This window comes from Puia sp. (genome assembly GCF_035546395.1).
In the GTDB taxonomy this organism is placed as follows: domain Bacteria; phylum Bacteroidota; class Bacteroidia; order Chitinophagales; family Chitinophagaceae; genus Puia.
Window position 1 is genome coordinate 455,082 of sequence record NZ_DASZXR010000002.1, and the last position, 22,538, is coordinate 477,619.

A 22,538-nucleotide genomic window follows, 5' to 3' on the forward strand; every position below is an offset into this window, starting at 1 on the left:
ACCTTCCCCGCCTGGCGCCAGGGGTAATTTGCCAAAAACGCTGTCATGAACAAACCAAGCCCGGTTGTCCTGCTCCTCGTCCTGGCCCTCACGGGTTGGCAAACCTCCTCTCACCCGGATCTCGTCGACCGGTTCTACCAACAGCGCAATAACCGCCCTTTCTGGTTCAGCCCCAATGATCAGGCGGGCGCCGGCCGTGCACGGTTGCTCCGATTCATCGACAGCGCCGCCTGGCTCGGCCTCGACAGCAATGCCTACCATCCCGACGCGCTCCGGCAACTCGATGCGGCCACTCGCACCACCCCCGACACCCGAACCATCATCGACGCCGATCGTAGATTCACCGCAGCCGCCCTCGCCCTCGCGGCCGATTCCTGGCGCGGTCACCCGGACAAGGCCCTCCGGTACGACGGGGTCTCCCCGGCCTTCTCTCACCACGAAGACTCTTTCCTCCTCGCAGGCCTCAACTCCATCAACCCGGACGCAATCGATTCCTGGCTGAATAACCTCAACCCCGCAACGACCCGCTTCAAAGCGATGAAAAATGCCCTTGCCCTGGCCCTCGACAGCGGCGACACCAGGCTGTCCACCCGCATCTCGGCAACGCTCAACATGTTCCGCTTCGTCCACCATTTCGCCTTCGATCGCTTCATCATCGTCAATATCCCCTCGGCTATGCTCTATTACTATTCGGCCGATACTCTCACCCTCCAGATGCGCGTCGTCGCCGGCCAGACGTCCAAACGGACTCCCCGCTTCGCAGCCTGGTGCAACGCCCTCACCCTCTATCCCTACTGGAACGTCCCCCGCCGCATCGCCGTAAACGAATTCCTCCCCCTCCTCAAACGCTCCCCCCAATTCGCCGATCTCCCCTATTTTGAACTGCGCGACGAAATGGGCCGCCTCGTCGACCCGACCACCGTCGACTGGAAAAAAGTTCATCCCGGTAATTTCCCCTATAGCATCCGCCAGGTCCCCGGCTGCGAGAACGCCCTCGGCGTCCTCAAATTCGAACTGACCGACCCCTTCGATGTCTATATGCACGACACCAATCTCAAACGCGCCTTCAGCGCAACCAACCGCTACCTCAGCCACGGCTGCATCCGGCTCGAACAGGCCGCCCGCCTCGGCGACCTCCTCCTCGACCACCGGCTCGATACGACCTTCCTGGCAGCCTGCCTGAACAACCAAAAGCCCCAGTCCATCCCCCTGGTCAAGCCCGTTCCCGTTTTCGTCGTCTACCTCACCGCCATCCCCGACTCCACCGGCAACCTGCGCACATATAAGGACATTTATCATCTGTTCGACTGATGCCGGTCATACCGCCCGCACACAGCGGAACGTAGTTTTAATCCAGCAAAACATTCGTTATGGAAGATTTTACAAAAGTGGAACACCTCGTCGATCATGTCCGGGAATACATGCAGGTCCGCGCCGACGAGGTCCGCCTGGGCGTCGCCGAACGGACCTCCGGGGTCATCGCCTCGCTGGTCGCCGGCGCATTCATCACCATCATCCTGGTCATCTGCTATATCTTCGTCGGCATCGCCGCCGCCCTCCTGTTGGGCCGTGTCCTTGACGACCTCATCGCAGGATTCCTGATCGTTGCGGTGATCCAGCTGGCCTTCGGCCTCCTGGTCTATAGCCTCCGCCAACGCATCATCCGCATCCCCGTGATGAACGCCATTCTCGATCAATTACTCGTAAAAAAGACAGATCATGAACAAAATTAGATCCATCGCCCAGCTGCGAACCGAACAACTCCGCCTCGCCCGCGAACGCCGCGGACTGGAAGACGATATCCGCAAAGACTGGCACGGCATCCGCCATGCCTTCGACCCTGCCGAGTACACCCGCGAAGCACTCGCCTCCGGCCTCCACTGGCTCGGCCGCCGGCTCTTCCAAAAAGACGAACCCGCCAAACCCTTCGCCCGCATCAGCCGCGCGTTTTCACGAAAATCCAAATAACCCGCCCGCCACATGAAAAAATTAGTCGTCCCCTTCGAGGGCAGCAGCTACCACGGTGAATTGCTCGATTTCGTCAAAGCCCTGAGCACGCGGTCGAAACTATTCCTCACCGCCGCCTTCGTCCCCAACGTCGACTATGCCCAGCTCTGGCCACCCGTCGCCGCAGTGGAGGCGACGACGGCCATCCCCCTGGCCGACGCTTACGAAAAGATCGCCGTCCGCCACGGCCGCCAGGTTGAACGCTTCTGCGAAACACACTCCATCGCCTGCCGTATTCGCATGGACACCTCCGATTTCGCCGTCGCCGCCATCCGCAAAGAGACCCGCTTCGCCGATCTCCTCCTCCTCAGCAGCCGCCATTTCTTCGATAACCTCTCCGACCACCAACCCAACGCCTACATGCAGAAGGTTCTCCATGACACCGAATGCCCCGTCATGCTGATGCCCACCGAACCCACCCTGCCCGGCTCCATCATCCTCGCCTACGACGGCACCCCCGGCTGCGTCCGCGCCATCCGCCAGTTCGCCCAACTCTTCCCGGAATTCGCCAATATCCCCACCACTCTCGTGTATGTCGACGAAAAAGGAAGAGGCTCCATCCCCGACAACGATCTCATCCGCGAGCTCGGCAACATCCACTTCCGCAACTTCCGCATGCTCCGCCTCCGGATGTCCACCGACCACTTCTATGACTGCTGGATCGGCATGATGACCAACCCCTGGCTCGTCGCCGGCGCCTTCGGCCGCTCCGAATGGTCCCGCCTCTTCGCCCACAGCTTCGTCAACCGCCTCATAAAAGAACACAACATCCCCCTCTTCCTGGCTCATTGCTGACGCCGATAATCGAACCACCCCCTCATCCCACAATCCTCCCATCCGCCATCTCAACGATCCGATCAGCCCTCTCCGCCAGATCCCGGTCATGCGTCACCACAATGATCGTATTCCCCTGCCGCGCCAACTCCCGGAATATACCGATCACCCTCTCCGTATTCGCAGAATCCAGGTTCCCCGTCGGCTCATCAGCCAGGATCAGGTCCGGCTCATTGATCAACGCCCGGGCGATCGCCACCCGCTGTTGTTGCCCCCCCGACAACTTCCCCGATGGCTGACGCGCATACCCATCCATCTCCATCTGCCGCAATTTGTCCATCGCCCGCTCCTCCACCGTCGCCGCATCCCACCGCCCCAGCTTCAACGCCGGTAACATCACATTCTCCAGCGCCGTGAATTCCGGCAATAAAAAATGGAACTGAAACACAAACCCGATATGCTCATTTCGAAACTTCGCCAGCTCCTCCTCGTCCAACCCCGTTACCTCCATGCCCATGATCGTCACCGTTCCCTCATAGTCGGTATCCAACGTCGATAACAGGTACAGCAACGTTGATTTTCCACAACCCGATTTCCCCATGATGGTCACAAACTGTCCCTTGTCCACCGATAAAGACACATCATACAACACCTGCTGCCTCGCGGGCTCGGTAAACACCTTCACCAGTTTTTCGGCTTTTAGCACTTCCGTTGCCATAATTCTCGTTTTTAATTCCGTCGAAAAGCCCCCCACGTCGCCCCTAAGCCCTCAAAATAGCGACCGGGTCCACCTTCGCCGCCCTCCTCGCCGGCAGCCAACCCGCCGCCAGCGTTGTCAACAACCCAAACCCCGCCCCCAGCAGGTAATGCCGGCTCTCGAAGGTCACCGGGTAGGTCTTGATCAACATAAAATCATCATGGGGGAAGGGCATCGTCGACAACCCATAAGAAAGCAAAAATCCCAGCAACAACCCCGCCACCCCACCGGCCACTCCGGTGACCAGCGACTGCGACAAAAAGATCGTCGTGATATCCTTCCGGCCGAACCCCTGCGCCTTCAGGATCGCAATATCCTTCATCTTCCCAAGGATGACCATATTCATAATATTGTAAATGCCGAACCCCGCTACGACCAGCATCGTAAAACTCACGACATAGGTGAGCGTATTGCGGATGCGGTTGCCTGCCTTGATGGATGCATTCGTCGTCTCCCAGTCATCCGCCCGGTAACCGTATTGCCTGGCCAGCAAACGCGCCAGCGAATGCGCCTGCTGGTTATTCTTCAACTTGATCCGGATATCGGTGATATAATCCCGGTCCTTCCCCAGCAGCTGCTGAAGGTCCTGCAAACTGACATACACCTTCCCCTCATCCACCGACCCCAATCCAAATTCATAGATACCGGCCACCCTGAACCGCATTTGCGCCCCGGAGGATGCCGTTGCCGTGACCAGGTCGCCGACGCCGACATTTAACTTCTCCGCCAGCTTCCGCCCGATCAGGATCCCGTTGGCCGTGGTCAGCAGGTCCCCGGGCCTCCCGTTCACCATCTTCCCCGTGAGCCCAAAGATCCGGTCCTCCTCGCGAATATCCACCCCGTCGGCAATGACGCCCAACTGCACCGGGCCATAATTGAACAACACCTGCACCGAGATCAACGGCGAAACGACTGCCACTCCGGGAGTCCGGCGCATTCCGGCGATGATCCCCGGCGAATTCTTCAGGTTGAGCAGAATGGCCCGCGGCCGCGGATGCCGCACAATGATCCATTTTCCGCTATCCTCTTTGAAATATTGAGCGGAAACCGAATTCCGGTAGTCCGTCTTCACGTCATTGTAAAAATGAATGTCCGGCGTAACCGAAAGCAAAATATCCGAGATGACATTGTTCACCCCCGTCATGAAGCTGATCATGAAGATGAACATCGCGATCCCGAACGTTACCCCCAATGTGGCGACAAGGGTCTGCTTCTTCCGGCTCAACAGGTGCACCCGCGCAATGGATAAATTTACCGGCAGTTTCATGGTGCGTCGGTTTTTTCAGGTGGCCGTACCGCCGTATGTTCATCGATACCCGAAACCACCTCGATATCGTCGAGGGTTGCGATCCCTGTCTCCACCCGCACCGTCTTCCATCGGCCCCGCTCCCCGATCCGCACACTGTCCGGGGCGGCCATCGCCGATCGAGGCAACACCAGGCAACCGGCCTTGCGCCGGATGATGATGTTCGCTTCCACCGAACTGTGGATAAAGGCCGGCGTCACCCCGTCGGCAAACTCCGCATCGACCCGGAAGGTCTGATCCACCTCGTTCATCACGGGATAGACCCGGCGGATCTTCGCCATATAGACCCGGCTTCCTGCTGCATCGGACTGTACAAGCACGGTCAGCCCGGGGACGATCCGCCCGATATCCTGCTGGTCCACCGCAAGACGGATCTCCGGCCGCCGGCTATCACCCACCAACGCCACAACCTCGTTTGGCCGCACCGCCTCACCTGTTTCCTTGAAAGTCTCGTATACGATGCCCTCCCGGTCGCTGCGGATCGAATATTCCTTCAGCTCCTTCGCCACCACACCCAACTGGGCCCAGGCGTCGTTCCGCGTCACCCGCAACTCGTTCTGCGCTGCCTCGTATTGCTGCTCGGCAATTCGCTTCTCATTCTGCGCCATCTCATAGTTCATCCTGCAATTGTCGAGATTGTTCTTCGTCCCGATATTCTCGCTCCACAACTGCTTCCACCGGTAATAGACAAGACTGTCATTCCTCAGCCGGATTCCCGCATTCTGCAACGCAAGCTCCAGGTTCTTCAGCCTTGGGCCGCCACCGGAAAGATCGTTCTCCGTAATGGCATAGGTGCCCGCCGCCGCATCGGCCCGCCTGCGGACGTCCTCCGCGCTGACCTTGTACAACAACTGACCCTTATGAACGGTATCGCCGTCCTTCACGAACTTGTGGACGATCCTGCCGGTGCACAGCGCGGCAAGGCTGTACTCGTCCCCCGGCACGATCTTCCCCGACGCATAGACGGTCTCGATCAGTTCCTTTCGTTGCGCATGGATCGTCGTAACACGCCGGCAGCCCCAACATCCGATAAACGTCAGGGCTGCAAAAAAAGAAAAGGCACGATAAACACGCATACTAACTGGTCATTAATTTGAATTGTACCGGTTGCTTCTTATACGACTTCACATTTCTCCCGTTCTGGATCGCCGGCACCCACTTGCCGCTGCGCTCGATCACCCGGATCGCCTCCTGCCGCAACCCACCGGTCTCCGGTCCGGAAACAGCCTCCACATTACTCACATTCCCTTCCTTGTCCACGATGAACTGGACCACCACCGTCCCCTGGATCTCATTGTTGATCGCATCCTCCGGATACCGGAAGTTCTTGTTCAGATAACGCATCCAGGCCGCCGTCCCACCGGGATATTCCGACTCGATCTCCACCTTCGTAAAGGTCCGGTCATAGTCCTCGACGTTTTTCGGCTTCGGCGCTTCCACCACGCCATTACCGGTCGCGGAGACGGGCGGTGCTGTCACTCCCTCATCCTTGACACCTTCCTGGTTGATCACCCCGATCCGCGTTTCATTCAATTTCTCCTGCTCGGGCGGCCTCTCGTCCTCCTTCACCTCGTTATCCCGGACGATCTTCGGCGGGGTGAATTTGGTGATCTCCACCTTTGCCATGACCTGCTTAGGCGGCGGTGGAGGCGGGGGCGGCTCGTTATGCTGCGCTTCCTTGACATCCTCCAGCTGCACATCCACCACCATGAATTGCTGCTTGACCGGCGCCGGCGATCGCCGGGCGATATAATCGACGCCGAATAGCGCGCCGGTGATGACCGCGACCCCTGCCAGCGACAATAACAATCGCTGTGGATAGTGGCGGCGCAGCTCGTATGCCCCGTACGCCTTGTTCCGCCCTTCGAAAATGACGTCGATCAGGGAGGACTCTAATATTTTATTCGCTTCCATAAATAGATGTTTTGCGGTTTATTGATGCGGGTGATGCTGGTGATGCCGCGTGTTCGTATGAACATGCAACAACGCATACAGCGGGCACCATCCCCAGATCGCCGTTAACGCAAAGAAAAAGGCCAGTGCGAAAAGCGGCATATTCCAGTGACCAAGACTCGCCTGGTCGACAGCCAGATCGGCCAATGCTATGCCGGCCAGCAGCCGGATGACGATTTCGACATTTGCTATATTCCGTTTCATGATTGAAAGCTTTTCATAAAAGTACCATCGGCCCGATGCTGTTCCCATGATCTCTATCAGTACCGGCGATGATCAATTTCATAATATGAGAGGGGCCGGCCGCGGTAATTTGAGGTATAATGTGAAATGTGACGTATGAAAAATATTCTGCTTATCGGGGATCAGCCCGCCGCGGGCAACAACATCAGGGATATCCTCGCCCTCTCCAATTTCAAGGTGCTGACGGCGCAGGACACCGTCGAGGCCGGTGCGCTTGCTTTAAAGGAAAGACCCGACCTGCTCATCTGTGATCTCGCCGGGCCCGGCGCCGATCTCCAGGCTACCCTTGCCTCCATCCAGCACGAGCCAACACTGAGACGACTCCCGCTCATCGTCTTCACCGGCGACGCGGACAAAGCAAATACCCGCCGCATCATGGACCTCGGCGCCGACGACTACCTGGTAAAGCCCTTCGAGGGCATCGAACTGCTGCGCGCCGTCGACGCCTGTCTTGAAAAGCAACAACGTCGCCTGCAGGCCCCGCAAATGGCAGCCGGATCCCACGACCCGGTACCGCCCGTGGACGCCGGACCCTGGCGACCCGCAGACCGCGACCTTCAATATTATAGGAAGAAGAAAATGCTCTACGCCGAAGGCCATCGGGCCTCACAGGTTTGGTATATCGCCGAAGGCAAAATAAAAACGTTCCTCGTTCACCCCGACGGCAAGGAACTCATCACCGGCATCCATGGCCCGGGGGAATGCGTCGGCTACACCGCTGTCCTCGGCCGCGGCGCCCACACCGACAACGCACAGGTCCTCGAAGACGCCCAATTGATCGGCATCTCCCGCCAGGAATTCCTCTCCATCCTCCAATCCGACTCCGCCCTCGCCCGCCAACTCGTTCACTGGCTGGCCAAAAGCTCCGGCGAAACAGACGCCGGCATGCTGAATTTGGCCTATAGCTCCCTGCGCAAAAAGGTCGCCAACGGCATCCTCCGCCTGGCTGCCAATCTCCAGCAACAAATCGAAGGTAAACGCTACATCACCGTCTCCCGCGAAAACCTCGCGGCCTTCGTCGGCTCTGCCCCTGAATCCCTCACCCGCACCCTGGGCGACTTCCGCAAGGAAGGACTCATCGACATCACCGACGGCCGCATCTGGCTGCTCAACGAAGAAAAATTAAGGAAGATGCTCAATTGATTCGGCAGCCGCCTCTGTCCGGTTCGCCTCTTCGCACACACTCATCACCGGTACCCGGGAATGCGCCACCATCCCCGCCGACCGGCTGCGGTGAAACTCCATCCAACGGTGACTCTTCGGGAACAGCATCAACCAATCCGCCTCATGCTCGCCGATGTATTTATCCACACCCTCCGCTATATCTTCCGCCGCTACAAAATGCAACTCGGGATATAGTTCTCCCCAGGCCTCCTTCCACCGGTACAGCTCGAACACTTTCCCGGATTCGCCCGAGTCCGATCTCCGGGCCACATTGACAACATCGAAGCGGGCGGCAAACAGATCCCGTAACTCCCGCAAAAATGCCACCGTCACCGGCAATCCCGACTCGATATCCCCTGCCTCCGCGGCCAGGACGATCCGGCGTATACGCCGGAATCCGGCGCCCGCAGGGATGACCAGCACAGGGTAGGGGAGATGCCTCGCGGCATCCACAGCCGGGCTGCCCCCGATCGCCCCCAATACCGAACCCCGCGGTGCACCCATCACGACGGCAAACGGCCGCAACTGGCGGCTGACCTCGGCAATTTGATATTCCACTCCGCCGATCACCTGCAACGTGCGAACGGTAACCTGGCCACGGGTCCTGGCCATCAGCTCCGCAGCGAGCCGGTCCAGCAATGCCAACCCCGCCTTCTCCAGCTGATCGAATACATACCCCACCGGCGCCTCCGCCGGCATCGCAGGGATACGAACCACATGCAATAAATGAACGTCGCCCTCGATCGCCAGCGCCATGTCCGCGGCATACCTCGCCGCATTCAATGAATTGTCCGTGTCGTCCACGGGAACTAAAAGCGTTCTCATAAAAAGATTTTTTACGAATCTACGCGAACGGCAAACCCGCCGGCATGACCCGGATTAGCCGCCCGGCTGACGGCCGTCAGCCTTTTCCGCATCGGGAAATCGGATTTTGGAACAAAGAAATGTGATCATGAAAAAGCTATATGCGCTGGCGTTGCTGCTTGCGGCGCTATCCCTCTCCGCCTTCGGCCAGGACGACGCCCGGGTAATCCCCACATCCGCCGCCAAAACCCGTTCCTTCGGGCCCACCCTTAGCTTCCGCTACGCCGCCGGCCGCGCCACGCCCTGCGTGACCCACATCACCGCCCTCTTCCAACAACAAATGAGCGCTGAGGACCGCAACGTGCTCACCGAACTCTTCGGTGAGAAATTCTTCCGGGAATTCTTCGCCCCACTCGACTCCCAGCTCAACGTCCGCGAGGTCAGCGCATCCGGAGTGATCATTAGCCCCAACGGCTATATCGTCACCAACTGCCATGCCGTCGATAAGGCTCGCAGCATCGCCGTATTCCTTACCGACCAACGCTCCTATCGGGGCGAGATAATTGCCACCGACTCGTTTTCCGACCTTGCGCTGCTGCACATCGATGAATACGGCCTCCCCACCATCGAGTTCGGGGACTCCGACTCGACCGAGGTCGGCGACTGGGTACTCGCCGTCGGCAATCCCCTCGACCTTGCCTCCACCGTCACCTCCGGCATCATCAGCGCCAGGTACAGAAGCCTCGACTCAAAAGGGGACTCCAATTCTCTCGACTGCTATCTGCAAACCGACGCCGTTGCCAATCCCGGTAACAGCGGCGGAGCCCTCGTCGACCTCGAAGGAAGACTGATCGGCATTACCTCCGCGATCGAAACACCGAACGGGGTCTTCGCAGGCTACTCCTTCGCCATCCCAGCCAACATCGTAAAGAAGGTCGTCAACGACCTCTATCGCTACGGGCAGTTGCGCCGGGGATACCTCGGCATCGTCGTCAGCACCATGAATGACGCCAAGGCACAGGACCTCCGGCTCGCACTGCGGGCCGGCATCTGTATCGATCGGATCGACCCGCACGGCGGAGCAGCATCCGCCGGCCTGCAAACCGGCGACGTCATCGTCCGCATAAATGACGACCCCGTTGCATCGACAACCCGCTTCAGGGAATTGATGGCCCGCTACCGCCCCGGCGACAAAGTGCTGGTGGCCTTCCTGCGATACGGCCGGGAATTCCGCCTCATCATCCCCCTTCGCGCCCGAAGCAATACGGGCGATGTAATTCATGGCTGGCAATGACCCCGGTCATAAGGCGGGCCGCCTGCGGGGACTATTTTTGACAGACACGTTCTTTCACCAAAATCCATTTGCACATGACAACGATTCATAAGGCCCTCGCAGCATGCCTCCTGTTGCTTTCCCTGCACACCGGGGCAATCTGCCAGCAAAACCTGCCTCCGGTCACGGTCACCGCCACCACAAATGTCGACAAGGCGGTCACCTCTTCCTTCGCCCGTAACTTTCCGGACGCCCTCGACGCCCAATGGTTTCGCGCGAGTAAGAATTTTCTCGTCCGGTTCATGATGACCGACCAGCAAAACTCCGCCCTCATCAAAAAGAACGGACAGATCGTCTATCACATCGCCTGCGGCTATGAAAAAGACCTGCCCTCCGATGTTCGCATGATCGTCCGCACCCATTACCCCGATTTCTCCATCACGACGGCCATCACCGTCGAAGAACAGGGTCGGAAGATCTGGGTGGTCAACCTCCAGGACAAAAAGAAGCTCATCCTCGTCCGCATCGAAGACGGCGAGCTGGAAGAAGTGGGTAACTATAATAAAACAATCTAAATACAAAAATCATGGAAAAGATATTGATCGCCATCGACAGTCACGACCTCGACCCGAACTCCGTCAGCTTCGCCTGCCATATCGCCAAACTGACGCAGTCTAAACTCTCGGCCGTCTTCCTCGATGACCGCCGCGCCGCAAGACAGCTCGCCTTCGAAGCCATCACCGAGCCCACAGGCATTGCGGCACAGACCATCCTGGAAGCAACCCTCGAACAAGCGGAAAGCAACACCCTTCGGGAAAACAATATGCTCCGGTTCAAACAGCTCGCCACCGAAGAAGGCGTCCGCTCCACGATCTATCTCGACAGAGGCGTTCCCGCCAAAGAACTGATCGCCGAATCGCTCTTCGCCGACCTGCTGATCCTCGACGCCAATACCTTCGGCGATCTCGCGGGCGATCCTCCCTCCGGTTTCGTAAAGGACATCGTCCACGACGCAGGCTGTCCCGTCCTCATCGCACCGGAGAACTTCAACGGCATCGATAACATCGTCTTCTGCTACGACGGCGGCCGCTCCTCCCTCTACGCAATGAAACAGTTCGCCCACCTCTTTCCCAGCCTCGCCGGGCAACGGACAAAAGTGGTCGACCTTCATCCCGATAGCACCTCCTCCCTGGACCAGGCCCGGATCGTCACCTGGCTGAAGACGCACTTCGCCGGCGTCGACTGGCTCGCCGTTCGTCCCGACGAAGCAAAGGCGCTATTCAACTTCCTGAGCGAAAAGGGCGATGACATCGTCGTCATGGGCGCCTACGGCAAAGGCCTCCTGTCCTCCTTCTTCACCGAAGACGGCCAGCTGGGCATCACCCGGACGACCCGTGTCCCGCTGTTCATCACACAGCATTGACGGCAAATGTCCACTCCCGAGAACGGCCTGACCTCGGCGGAGGCCGCCGCCCGCCTTCGCCAATATGGACCGAATACCCCACCAGGGCCAAAAGGATCCGATAGTTGGCGCCTGCTGGTACAACTCATCCGCGAACCGATGTTCGGCCTCCTGGTCATCGCCTGCACCCTGTATTTTTTTCTCGGCGAATCGGAACAAGGCGCCCTCATGGCCGCAGCGATCGTATTCGTAACGGCCATTTCTTATTATCAGCAGATGCGCAGCACCGGCGCCCTCAAAGCCCTGAACAGGTTCTTCGAACCCGGTATTACGGTCATCCGCGACGGCCGTGAACAGCCTGTCCCCACCGCCAGCCTCGTCCCCGGCGATCTCTTCCTCATCGAGGAAGGTAACCGGGTCCCCGCCGACGCCATCGTCGTCGAATGCAACGACCTGAGCGTAAACGAATCGATCCTCACCGGCGAATCCCTGCCGGTCGAAAAACACATCGGTAACGACAACTCCCGCCTCTTCCAGGGCACCCTGGTAAGCTCCGGCAGAGCCTGCGCCCTGGTCACGGCCACAGGCCGCAACACCCAACTGGGAAAGCTCGGCAAACAACTCTCCGGAATCCCGGTCACCCGAACGACACTCCAAAAACAGATCGACTCGTTCCTCAAAACGATGACGCTCGCCGGCATCGCCGTATTCCTCCTGATCTGGGCTGTCAATTTCGCACATGATCATAACCTCGCCCAAAGCCTCCTTCAAGGCCTGACGCTCGCCATGTCCGTCATCCCCGAAGAGATCCCGGTGGCCTTCTCCTCCTTCATGGCTCTCGGCGCATTCTACATGGCCAGGCACGGCATCATCACCCGACAGCCCTCCACCATCGAAAACCTCGGCGCCGTAAGCGTCATCTGCCTGGATAAGACGGGCACTATCACCGAAAACCGGATGAGCGTCGCGGCCATCTATGATCATTCGACCCGCCAATTGACGACCGAAATGATCCCCGGCAACAGGGTCCTTTATTTCGCCCGACTCGCAAGCGAAGTGGAACCCTTCGATCCGATGGAAAAAGCGATCGCCTCCGCATGGACCGCAGCTTCCGGTCCCTATCCACCGATGATCCATGAATATCCCCTTGGCGGACACCCTCCTATGATGACCCATGTCTATCGCGTCGACGGCCGGATCATCGTGGCCGGCAAAGGCGCGCCGGAACGCATTTTGTCCATCACCCGCCTCCCCGCCGCCGACCAGCGCATCATCCGTCAGCACGTCGACACCCTCGCAAAAAAAGGCTGCCGGGTGCTCGGCATCGCCTCCGCCACCGCCGGCCCACAAGAACGGTTCCCCCCCGATCAGGACGGCTTCGACTGGCATTTCGAAGGACTCCTGGCTCTCTTCGACCCGCCAAAACCCGGGATAGCACAACAAATGCAGGCCTGGCGACAGGCCGGAATCAAAGTGAAACTGGTCACCGGCGACTACCCCGAAACGGCTCTGACCATCGCGTCCATGGCCGGGGTTCCCATCGAAGGCAAACCCGTATCCGGAGACGAATGGATGGCCGCAACACCAAAAGAGGCGCAACGGCTCGCCGCGGACAACAGCCTCTTCGTAAGGATGTTTCCCGATGCAAAGAAAACACTCGTCGAGACGCTCGAACAACAGGGCGGGATCGTTGCGATGATCGGCGATGGCGTCAACGACGCGCTCGCTCTGAAGGCTGCCGGCATCGGCATCGCCATGGGCATTCGCGGAACAGAGATGGCAAGGAATGCCGCTGACCTCATTCTCACCGAAGACAACCTGGATAGGGTCACCGAAGCCATTCGCCAGGGCAGGAAGATCGGCCGGAACCTGCGTAACGCCATTCGCTATATCCTCTCCATTCACATCCCCATCATGGCCGCCGCCGCCGTGCCCGTCTTCCTCAACTGGCGATATCCCAATATCTTCACCCCCATCCATGTCATCTTCCTCGAACTGATCATGGGACCCACCTGTTCGATCTTCTTCGAGAAAGAACCCGCCGGCCGCGAATTGATGAAATTGCCGCCCCGCCCTATCCGCCAATCGCTCTTCACCCCGGCCGAACTGTCCATCAGCGCCCTGCAGGGTATTTTCATCTCCCTCGGCGTCCTCCTCCTGTACCACCACATGATGCGCCGGGGATACCCGCTCCCCTATGTCCGTACATTGGTGTTCCTTACCCTGGTCATCGCAAACGTCTTCCTGACCCTCGTAGACCGTTCCTTCACCCACACCCTCCCGGTCACCCTCCGCTACAAGAACCCCCTGCTGAAATATACCCTTTCCGCATCCATCGCCTTCCTCGTCCTCCTGCTCACGGTGCCATCTGTCCGAACGGTATTCGGATTGCAACCGCTCCCCTTCCGCCACATATTGCTCTGCCTCGCCATAGCGATGGCCGCAACCGGCTGGTTCGAAATCGGGAAAGCCATACGGTCAAAATAAAATGCCCCGCCGTACAAAACGGCAGGGCAGCCATAACCATTACCTCATCGCGCACTATTTGACCGAAATATGTTTGGACGCAGCCTTTTTCGCATCCTCGGTCTTCGGAAGGGTAACTTTCAAAAGCCCGTTCTCATAGCTGGCGTCGATCTTGTCTTTGTTCACGCCATCGGGAAGGGTGAAGCTCCGGCTGAAGGAGGAATAATTGAATTCCTTACGCGTATAGCGTTCGTCCTTCTGCTCCTTCTCTTCCTTTGTCTCGGCGCTGATCGTCAGCACATTTCCCTCGACGTCGATGTTGAAGTCCTCCTTCTTCATCCCCGGCGCGGCCAGGCTGACATCAAACTGTTCCTTCTTCTCGGCGATATTGACGGCCGGCACATTTAAAGGATTCAGGTTGTTGAACAGCGATCCGCCATTAGTGTCGTTGAATAAAGATCCCCATGGGCGGAAAAAATCGTTGAAAATGGATGGGATGGTTTCCCCTCTCCTGATCAGATCTTTAGTTGCCATAAACGGTGAAATTTAATTTGAATTAATTCGGTTGACTGCATAAAGGTAGGCCCGCCCGGACGCCATGGTACTAACCCCCGTCAACTGCGGATATGAACTTGGTTACCTGTCCCTTCACCAGGTACCCCGCCGTCCCGGCAAACAGCAACACGGCGACACCCAATAAATAATAGGGCGCGGCCCTCCAGGCCACCCCCGCCATCGCCAGCCCGCTTTGTACCAGCAGGAACAGTTCATTCCCCACGACCCCAACGATAAAGCAGGACAATCCCCAACGGGCCGGCCCTTCCGGCTTAGCCGATAACCCGGTCCCAATAAAGAACCCAAGCAGGAAAAAGCTGACAAACCCCAACACCACCAAATGCAGATAACCAATGATCACCGGCCGAAAGCCAAAGGCGAAGGTACCTAAGGCCGGTACCGCCGAAAGCGCCTGCAGACCAATCTTGACGACAAAGGCCAACACAGACAAACGCAACAACAAACCCACCCAACCCACTTCGCGTTTCCGCGCACCGGGCCGTAACAACAGCCTCTCCCCGCGGAACAACAAACCCCTCAGCCCCAACAGCAATACCACCAACGCCGTTACCTGCAATAGCCCCGCCGACGCTGCCACCACTCTCACCCACACCGGCGGACCCATCCACAACAAGGATAACCCATATGCCGGCACACAAGCCGCTCCCATCAGCCCCGCAAACCATCGGAAACCTATGGCAGATAGAGGCACTCCCCGCTCATGCAGCAGCCAAAAGAACAACCCCATCACCCCAAAGCTGAACCATCCATTATACTGGAAATGCAAATACAAATAGATGGAATTGTAGTAAAAGGTCATATTGCCCAGCCGGTGCGCCATGCTGTAGGCCAAAAGATAGGGCCCCGCACTCGACACGACCAGGAAGATCAACGCCATCCGCAGACAAAGCTTTACCACCGCGGGCAACAGACATCGCCCCAGGTCCCGCCAATAACAAATGGCGAAACAATAGGAAAACACCACCGACAAAGCGGAAAAGAAAATAGCCACCGCCCCATACCCCTGCATCATAAAACTCACCAGCATGCCCAGGCTCGCCAACTGGTTGAACCAGAATAGCGATGGATACAGCTTGCCGATATTCCCCCCGCTCTTTACCAGGATATGAAGCATCCCGACAAACAATGCCGTCGTGATCCATCCCGAAAAAGCGAAATGTGAATGGGCGTTCAGTAAGTATTTATAATTCACGACGGGTAAGTAGAACGCTCCCTTATACCGCAACAATAATCCCAGCGCAGCCACGATGGCCAGGTTAAAAAGACAAAGTGCCGTCCATCGGCGAAGCCGCCGGCCATCGGCCCGTAAATACAAAGTTTTATTCATGAGAGGACAAAAAGGTGATAAAAGACAAAATTGATCATACTTATACGCGCTAAATGCGAACTATATCATGTCAAAACATGATATAAATCATATTCAGGCCCCTGTCCCCGCCGTAATCTTGTTCCGTAAAAATCACCAATCAATGAAGATCAATACATTCTGGATCGCCTCCGTCGTCCTGGGTCTCCTGTCGTCCTGCTCCAACAACAGCTCCTCGGGCCCCACCGCCTCCACAACCGACGCCTCCACATCCGCCGCATCGACCTCCGCCAATTACGACTCGGTCCGCGGCTCCGGCAAATTCAAACACATCGACCTGCAACCCACACCCCAGCCAACCCTGGTGGCCGCGGGCAAAAGCGTCTATGAACTCAAATGCTCCGCCTGCCATAAGCTTACCGGCGAGAAACTGGTCGGCCCGGGCTGGCTCGGCGTCACCAACCGCCATACACCCGAATGGATAATGAACTTCGCCACCAACACCGACGAAATGATCGACAAAGATCCCAAAGCGCAAGCCATGTTACAGGTCTGTATGGTCCGCATGCCCAACCAGCACCTCTCCGATGATGACGCCCGCAACATCCTCGAATTCATGCGCAACAACGACAAGGACAAATAACATTCACCCAACACGCTAAAAAATGAATAGTCGATCCTCAGCCATCCTGCTAGCAGGACTCTTTGGCGCCGCATTGGCGCTCCCCTCCTGCAAACCCCGCAGCGAAGCCGGCGCCATCACCAGCGATGCCGCCGAAAAAACCTATGTCGCCCCCGGTAAATACGACGAATTCTACAATTTTGTCTCCGGCGGCTTCAACGGCCAGGTCTCGGTTTACGGGCTTCCCTCCGGCCGCCTCCTGAAGATCATCCCGGTCTTCTCCGTCTTCCCCGAAAATGGCTATGGCTACAGCGAAGAAACAAAAGCCATGCTCAATACTTCCAATGGCTTCGTTCCCTGGGATGACCAACACCACCTCGAGCTGTCCCAAACCGATGGCAAACCCGACGGCCGCTGGCTCTTCGCTAACGCGAACAACACCCCCCGCGTGGCCCGGATCAATCTCTCTACCTTCAAGACCGAAGAGATCCTCGAGCTGCCGAACAGCGGCGGGAACCACTCTTCCCCCTTCTGCACGGAGAATACCGAATACATCGTGGCCGGCACCCGCTTCAGCATTCCCATGGGTGACAAACAAGACGTCCCGATCAACTCCTACAAAAAGAATTTCCACGGAACCGTCAGCTTTATAAAGGTCGACTCGCTCTCCGGCCGTCTTCAGCTGGCCTTCCAGATCCTGCTGCCCGGCGTCGATTTCGACCTCAGTCACGCCGGCAAAGGGCCAAGCAAAGACTGGTTCTTCTTCTCCTGCTACAATACCGAACAAGCCCATACGCTGCTCGAGGTCAATGCCTCCCAGCGCGACAAGGACTTCATCATGGCCGTCAACTGGAAAAAGGCGGAACAATATGTCCGCGACCACAAAGGCGCCCTCCGGTCCACACCCTATATCCACAATGTCTACACCGAAAAGACCCATTCGGCAACCAGCTCCACCGAAACCCAGGTGACTATCCTCGATCCTACCGAACTGAAGGATTTCGTCTATTTCATCCCCTGCCCCAAATCCCCGCACGGCTGCGACGTCGATCCCTCCGGCGAGTACATCGTGGGCAGCGGAAAGCTGGCGGCCCTGATCCCGGTCTTCTCCTACACAAAGATCCAGCAGGCCATCGCCGGTAAGCAATTCGACGGCGACTACGCCGGCATCCCCGTCATCAAATACGAAGCCGCCCTCTACGGCGAAGTGCAGAAACCCGGCCTCGGCCCCCTGCACACGGAATTCGACGGGAAAGGGAATGCCTACACCTCGATGTTCGTTTCCTCCGAAGTCGTCAAATGGAGCCTAAAAGATCTCAAGGTTCTCGACCGCGCTCCGACCTATTATTCCGTCGGTCACCTCTGTATCCCCGGCGGCGATACAAAAAGCCCCTATGGCAAATATCTGATCGCCTATAACAAGATCACAAAGGATCGCTACCTGCCCACCGGCCCCGAGCTCGCGCAAAGCGCCCAGCTGTACGATATCTCCGGCGACAAGATGAAAATGATCCTCGACTTCCCCACTGTCGGCGAACCGCACTACGGCCAGGCGCTCCCCGCGGAGATCATCAGTAAAAACTCCGTCAAATATTATAAGATCGAAGAGAACGGGAACCCCTATGTCACAAAAGGCGAAAAAGAGGCCAAGGTGGTCCGCGAAGGAAACAAGATCCATGTCTATATCACCGCCATCCGCTCCCACTTCGTTCCGGATAACATCGAAGGCGTAAGACTCGGCGACGAGGTCTACTTCCACGTCACCAACCTCGAACAGGATTGGGATATCCCACACGGCTTCGCGGTCAAAGGCGCCGCCAATTCGGAGATCCTGATCATGCCCGGAGAGACCTGCACCCTGAAATGGATCCCCACTGCAATCGGCGTGTTCCCGATCTATTGTACAGACTTCTGCAGCGCCCTTCACCAGGAAATGCAAGGCTATGTCCGCGTGTCCCCCGCCGGCAGCAATAACCCGCTCCTCTTCGGCACCAACCTTGCTGACTCCGGCGCCGTCGCAAAAAAATGAACTAACCCCGATTCATAAAAGGATTCCCATGAACAGCAAACTATCTCCCCGAACCCGTATAGCAACCGTTCTCGCTTCGGCCGCCATGCTGGCCGTGCTGGTTCTTCCCATCTGGCGGATCGAACTCTCGGCCCCACAATACCCCGAAGGCCTGGTCCTGCAGATCTACAGCACCCATATCGGCGGCAATGTCGACGTGGTCAACGGCCTGAACCACTACATCGGTATGCATACGCTGCATACCCGCGATTTCGTGGAATTCATCGTCCTGCCTTATATCATCGGGGGATTTGCTGTCCTCGGTTTCCTCGTATCGGTCATCAACAGGAAAAAGGCCTTCCTCGCATGGATCGCCCTATTCCTGTTGATCGCCTTTACCTCGATGATCGACTTTTATCGCTGGGAATACAACTACGGCCACAACCTCGATCCCAATGCACCGATACAGGTCCCGGGGATGGCTTATCAGCCCCCGCTCATCGGCTTCAAACAGCTTCTCAATTTCGGGGCCTATAGCATCCCCGATCTGGGCGGCTGGCTCTTCGTCCTTGTCGGCGTCGTCCTCGTTACCCTCGCGATCCTCGACTATCGCCCAAAGCAATTCTCACAACCGGTGACCAACCGGCGCAAGCCGGATTCCGCAAGCCCCGCAGGCCATACCCTCACAGTTCTCATCCTCGCAACAGCCGCCGCCTTCTCCTCCTGCCGCCAAGGCCCCGCACCCATCCGCCTCGGCCAGGACTACTGCGTATTCTGCAAGATGACGTTCAGCGACTCGCGCTTCGGCGCCGAGATCATCACCCGCAAAGGTCGTATCTACAAATTCGACGATATCCATTGCCTCCGCGGCGCCATCGGGGATAATCAACCGAAGAGAACGGATATTTCCGCGATCTACCTGGTCGACTTCGAAAAAGGCGGCTGGCTCAAAGCCCAGGACGCCGCCCTCCTCGAAAGCGAAACCTTTCGCACCCCCATGGGCGGCAACATCGCCGCCTTCGCCGATTCCCTCCACCGTCAGCGATATCTCGAACAGAATCAAGGCCACCTCATCACATGGAACGATATCTATCAATAATTGCAGCCTTCCTCCTCCCGCTTCTCACAACGGGAAAGACGATTACTGTGCACCCCGGACCCGGCCGCCCCATCCAACAGGCGATATCAAAAGCGGCTCCCGGCGACACGATCGAGGTCTCTCCGGGAACTTACACCGAAAAAGGCCTCGTCATCCCAAAACCCGTCACCCTCAAGGGCATCGGCTACCCGGTGCTGGACGGCGAAAATAAATACGAGATCCTCACAATAACATCGGATAAAGTCACCCTGCAAGGCTTCGTTATCCGCAACTCCGGCTATTCCGGCTGGAACGACATCGCCGGTGTTCGCATCGTCGCATCTCATCACATCACCATCCGGCAAAACAAATTCGACAACACCTATTTCGGCCTCTATTGCCAAAACAGCGACAGCTGCATCCTCGAGAACAACCAATTCCACTCCTGGGCCCGCCCCGGCCGTCAGGCCGGCAACGGTATCCACTGCTGGCACTGCAACAATATGCAAATAACCAACAACACCGTCACCGGCCACCGCGACGGCATCTATTTCGAATTCGTCACCAACTCGGTCATCAGCGGCAACAACAGCTTCTCCAACCAACGCTATGGCCTCCACTTCATGTTCTCCCACAACGACCGCTATACCAACAACCGCTTCAGCAATAACGAGGCCGGCGTCTCCGTCATGTTCTCCCACGGAGTCGACATGCAAGCCAACACCTTCGCCGATAACCAGGGCGGCGGCGCCTTCGGCATCCTCCTGAAAGAGATCAGCGACAGCCGCATCGAGGCCAACCGCTTCCAACACAACACCGTCGCCATCTATATGGAAGGCACCACCCGGGTAGACGTCCGGCGCAATACATTCTCCGGCAACGGCTGGGCCCTGAAGGTCCAGGCGAGCTGCTCGGCCGACACCATCACCCAAAATAATTTCAAAGGCAACACCTTTGACGTGGCTACCAACGGCTCGCTGGTGCTCAACAACTTCGATGACAACTACTGGGATAAATATGAGGGTTACGACCTGAACCGCGACGGCCTCGGCGACGTCCCCTATCACCCGGTCAGCCTCTATGCCATGGTCACGGAAAAGAATCCCGCCGCTATGATGCTCTTCCACAGCTTTATGGTAAGCCTGCTGGACCGCACGGAAAGAGTCCTTCCCGGCGCCACGCCCGCCGGCCTGGCCGATCACTCACCCAAAATGAAACCATTCCCGCTATGATCCGGTTCTCCGATATTTCCAAACGGTTCAGCCGCTACCAGGCCCTCGATTCCATCGACCTTCAACTCGGGGCCGGCAGGGCGATCGCCCTCATCGGCCCCAACGGCAGCGGCAAGACTACCCTCATCAAATGCCTGCTCGGTATGGTCGTCCCCGACATAGGGTCCATCACCTTCCGGGATAAAGACATCCGCAACGATCACACCTATCGCGCCGATATCGGCTATATGCCCCAGATAGGACGATACCCGGACAACATGACCATCGGACAACTGATCGATATGATGAAGGACATCCGTCAGTCCGCTAACCCGTCCATCCAACGCCCGGACGCCCGCCCACTCGATGAAGAGCTCATAAAAGACCTCGGCCTGCAACAGCTCTTCCACAAACGCATGCGCAGCCTCTCGGGCGGCACCCGCCAGAAGGTCAGCGCCTGCCTGGCCTTTCTGTTCGATCCACAAGTGCTCGTCCTGGATGAACCTACCGCAGGTCTGGACCCCGTTTCCTCCGGTATCCTCAAGGAGAAGATCGACACCGAGACCGCGAAAGGAAAACTCGTCCTCATCACTTCCCACATCCTCTCCGAACTGGACGACCTCGTCGACGAGGTCGTCTACCTCCAGGAAGGCCGGGTAAGATTTCATAAAACGATCCCACAACTCCAGGCCGACACCGGCGAAAAAAAACTCGTGCGGGCTATCGCTCAGATCATGATATGAAAAATAATCGACTCGTTATGGCAAAACTTATAAAATACGTTCTCCTCGATATCCTCCGCAACCGGATGCTGGCCGCCTATACGGGCTTCCTGCTGGTCATTACCATCACCATGCTCTGCCTCGCAGACAATCCCACAAAAAGCATCCTCGCCCTGCTCAACATCGTCCTCATCGTCGTCCCCCTGGTCAGTATCATCTTTTCCACGATCTACTACTACAATTCCGCGGAATTCATCGAACTGCTCCTGGGCCAACCCCTCAAACGCAAACGCATCCTCCTCAGCCTCTTCACGGGGCTCGCTGCCTCGCTGCTGATCGCTTTCGGCATCGGCGTCGGCCTGCCCCTGCTCATCGCCATACCAAACGCCGCCTCCGTGTTGCTGATCGCCGTTGGCGGCATCCTCTCCGTCATCTTCTCGGCCCTCGCTCTCCTGGGTTCGGTCACGATGCGCGACAAGGCAAGAGGCATCGGAATGGCCATCCTGGCCTGGTTCTACTTTTCCCTCCTCTACGACGGCCTGGTGCTCTTTTTGTTGTTCCAATTCAGCGACTACCCGCTGGAGACACCCTCCGTCATACTCGGCGCTCTCAACCCCGTCGACCTCGGCCGTATAGTCCTGCTCCTGCGCGTCGATAGCTCGGCCATGATGGGCTACACCGGCGCAGTGTTCCAATCGGTCTTCGGCAACACCGCCGGAACTGCCCTGGCCTTTCTCATCCTCCTCGCGTGGGCCACCGCGCCGGTTTATTGGTCCATCCGGCGGTTCAATCGAAAAGACCTGTAAAAGCACTCAAACGAAAGCAAAACTCCGGCCTGCTGACCAGGATCAAGGAACTGCCTGAGG

Annotated in this window: 23 protein-coding genes; 15 read left to right on the forward strand and 8 right to left on the reverse strand. The window is 57.7% G+C overall.

Annotated elements, in window-relative coordinates; translation table 11 throughout:
- Positions 1-45: 45 nt before the first annotated feature.
- From VHE34_RS03060 to VHE34_RS03075, 4 genes are read left to right on the forward strand one after another with little or no spacing between them, the layout of a single operon-like run.
- A complete protein-coding gene (locus tag VHE34_RS03060; RefSeq protein ID WP_325584456.1) occupies positions 46-1,311 on the forward strand; it encodes a L,D-transpeptidase family protein in 1,266 nt (421 codons plus the stop codon).
- 59 nt (positions 1,312-1,370) lie between these two features.
- Positions 1,371-1,733 (forward strand): hypothetical protein, encoded by a 363-nt coding sequence (locus tag VHE34_RS03065; protein ID WP_325584458.1) that lies wholly within the window; start codon positions 1,371-1,373, stop codon positions 1,731-1,733.
- The gene (locus VHE34_RS03070; RefSeq protein WP_325584460.1) at positions 1,720-1,968 is read left to right on the forward strand and encodes a hypothetical protein; all 249 of its coding nucleotides are present in this window, start codon (positions 1,720-1,722) and stop codon (positions 1,966-1,968) included. The genes VHE34_RS03065 and VHE34_RS03070 overlap by 14 nt, the downstream gene beginning before the upstream one ends.
- 12 nt (positions 1,969-1,980) lie before the next feature.
- Positions 1,981-2,802 carry a hypothetical protein gene (locus tag VHE34_RS03075; RefSeq protein ID WP_325584462.1) on the forward strand — a complete coding sequence of 274 codons (822 nt, stop codon included), beginning with the start codon at positions 1,981-1,983 and terminating at the stop codon, positions 2,800-2,802.
- Positions 2,803-2,824: 22 nt separating this feature from the next.
- Here VHE34_RS03075 and VHE34_RS03080 read toward each other — a convergent pair whose 3' ends face one another.
- From VHE34_RS03080 to VHE34_RS03100, 5 genes are read right to left on the reverse strand one after another with little or no spacing between them, the layout of a single operon-like run.
- Positions 2,825-3,499 carry an ABC transporter ATP-binding protein gene (locus VHE34_RS03080; protein ID WP_325584464.1) on the reverse strand — a complete coding sequence of 225 codons (675 nt, stop codon included), beginning with the start codon at positions 3,497-3,499 and terminating at the stop codon, positions 2,825-2,827.
- Positions 3,500-3,542: 43 nt separating this feature from the next.
- Positions 3,543-4,805 (reverse strand): ABC transporter permease, encoded by a 1,263-nt coding sequence (locus VHE34_RS03085; RefSeq protein WP_325584466.1) that lies wholly within the window; start codon positions 4,803-4,805, stop codon positions 3,543-3,545.
- The gene (locus VHE34_RS03090; protein WP_325584468.1) at positions 4,802-5,920 is read right to left on the reverse strand and encodes an efflux RND transporter periplasmic adaptor subunit; all 1,119 of its coding nucleotides are present in this window, start codon (positions 5,918-5,920) and stop codon (positions 4,802-4,804) included. Before VHE34_RS03090 ends, VHE34_RS03085 begins: the two co-directional genes overlap by 4 nt.
- A 1-nt stretch (position 5,921) precedes the next feature.
- Positions 5,922-6,758, reverse strand: coding sequence for a TonB family protein (locus VHE34_RS03095; RefSeq protein ID WP_325584470.1), 837 nt, complete (start codon positions 6,756-6,758; stop codon positions 5,922-5,924).
- Positions 6,759-6,776: 18 nt separating this feature from the next.
- Entirely contained in the window at positions 6,777-7,001 is a 225-nt protein-coding gene (locus VHE34_RS03100; protein WP_325584472.1) for a DUF2892 domain-containing protein, read from the reverse strand.
- Between the two features lie 135 nt (positions 7,002-7,136).
- Here VHE34_RS03100 and VHE34_RS03105 point away from each other — a divergent pair, with 135 nt between their 5' ends.
- Positions 7,137-8,183, forward strand: coding sequence for a cyclic nucleotide-binding domain-containing protein (locus tag VHE34_RS03105; RefSeq protein ID WP_325584474.1), 1,047 nt, complete (start codon positions 7,137-7,139; stop codon positions 8,181-8,183).
- On the opposite strand, the gene VHE34_RS03110 is transcribed toward VHE34_RS03105, so the two are convergent.
- Positions 8,163-9,029, reverse strand: coding sequence for a universal stress protein (locus VHE34_RS03110; protein WP_325584476.1), 867 nt, complete (start codon positions 9,027-9,029; stop codon positions 8,163-8,165). The two genes, VHE34_RS03105 and VHE34_RS03110, sit on opposite strands and share 21 nt — an antisense overlap.
- A gap of 127 nt (positions 9,030-9,156) precedes the next feature.
- Here VHE34_RS03110 and VHE34_RS03115 point away from each other — a divergent pair, with 127 nt between their 5' ends.
- From VHE34_RS03115 to VHE34_RS03130, 4 genes are all read left to right on the forward strand, one after another.
- Positions 9,157-10,302, forward strand: a complete 1,146-nt coding sequence (locus tag VHE34_RS03115) for a S1C family serine protease (RefSeq protein ID WP_325584478.1) — start codon at positions 9,157-9,159, stop codon at positions 10,300-10,302.
- Between the two features lie 74 nt (positions 10,303-10,376).
- A complete protein-coding gene (locus VHE34_RS03120) occupies positions 10,377-10,856 on the forward strand; it encodes a hypothetical protein (protein WP_325584480.1) in 480 nt (159 codons plus the stop codon).
- 11 nt (positions 10,857-10,867) lie between these two features.
- The gene (locus VHE34_RS03125) at positions 10,868-11,704 is read left to right on the forward strand and encodes a universal stress protein (RefSeq protein WP_325584482.1); all 837 of its coding nucleotides are present in this window, start codon (positions 10,868-10,870) and stop codon (positions 11,702-11,704) included.
- 6 nt (positions 11,705-11,710) lie between these two features.
- Positions 11,711-14,170 carry a cation-translocating P-type ATPase gene (locus tag VHE34_RS03130; RefSeq protein WP_325584484.1) on the forward strand — a complete coding sequence of 820 codons (2,460 nt, stop codon included), beginning with the start codon at positions 11,711-11,713 and terminating at the stop codon, positions 14,168-14,170.
- A 54-nt stretch (positions 14,171-14,224) separates the two neighbouring features.
- On the opposite strand, the gene VHE34_RS03135 is transcribed toward VHE34_RS03130, so the two are convergent.
- Positions 14,225-14,683 (reverse strand): Hsp20/alpha crystallin family protein, encoded by a 459-nt coding sequence (locus VHE34_RS03135; protein WP_325584486.1) that lies wholly within the window; start codon positions 14,681-14,683, stop codon positions 14,225-14,227.
- Between the two features lie 70 nt (positions 14,684-14,753).
- Positions 14,754-16,052 (reverse strand): hypothetical protein, encoded by a 1,299-nt coding sequence (locus tag VHE34_RS03140; protein WP_325584488.1) that lies wholly within the window; start codon positions 16,050-16,052, stop codon positions 14,754-14,756.
- A 142-nt stretch (positions 16,053-16,194) separates the two neighbouring features.
- On the opposite strand from VHE34_RS03140, the gene VHE34_RS03145 reads away from it, so the two are divergent.
- The 6 genes from VHE34_RS03145 to VHE34_RS03170 are packed head-to-tail and all read left to right on the forward strand — an operon-like array spanning position 16,195 to position 22,478.
- The gene (locus tag VHE34_RS03145) at positions 16,195-16,674 is read left to right on the forward strand and encodes a cytochrome c (protein WP_325584490.1); all 480 of its coding nucleotides are present in this window, start codon (positions 16,195-16,197) and stop codon (positions 16,672-16,674) included.
- 22 nt (positions 16,675-16,696) lie between these two features.
- On the forward strand, positions 16,697-18,682 hold the full coding sequence (gene nosZ, locus VHE34_RS03150; protein ID WP_325584492.1) for a Sec-dependent nitrous-oxide reductase: 1,986 nt from the start codon (positions 16,697-16,699) through the stop codon (positions 18,680-18,682).
- Between the two features lie 28 nt (positions 18,683-18,710).
- A complete protein-coding gene (locus tag VHE34_RS03155) occupies positions 18,711-19,760 on the forward strand; it encodes a nitrous oxide reductase accessory protein NosL (RefSeq protein WP_325584494.1) in 1,050 nt (349 codons plus the stop codon).
- Positions 19,739-20,971, forward strand: coding sequence for a nitrous oxide reductase family maturation protein NosD (locus tag VHE34_RS03160; protein ID WP_325584496.1), 1,233 nt, complete (start codon positions 19,739-19,741; stop codon positions 20,969-20,971). The genes VHE34_RS03155 and VHE34_RS03160 overlap by 22 nt, the downstream gene beginning before the upstream one ends.
- On the forward strand, positions 20,968-21,693 hold the full coding sequence (locus VHE34_RS03165; RefSeq protein WP_325584498.1) for an ABC transporter ATP-binding protein: 726 nt from the start codon (positions 20,968-20,970) through the stop codon (positions 21,691-21,693). Before VHE34_RS03160 ends, VHE34_RS03165 begins: the two co-directional genes overlap by 4 nt.
- Positions 21,694-21,710: 17 nt before the next feature.
- A complete protein-coding gene (locus VHE34_RS03170) occupies positions 21,711-22,478 on the forward strand; it encodes an ABC transporter permease subunit (protein WP_325584500.1) in 768 nt (255 codons plus the stop codon).
- The last annotated feature ends 60 nt before the right edge of the window (positions 22,479-22,538 follow it).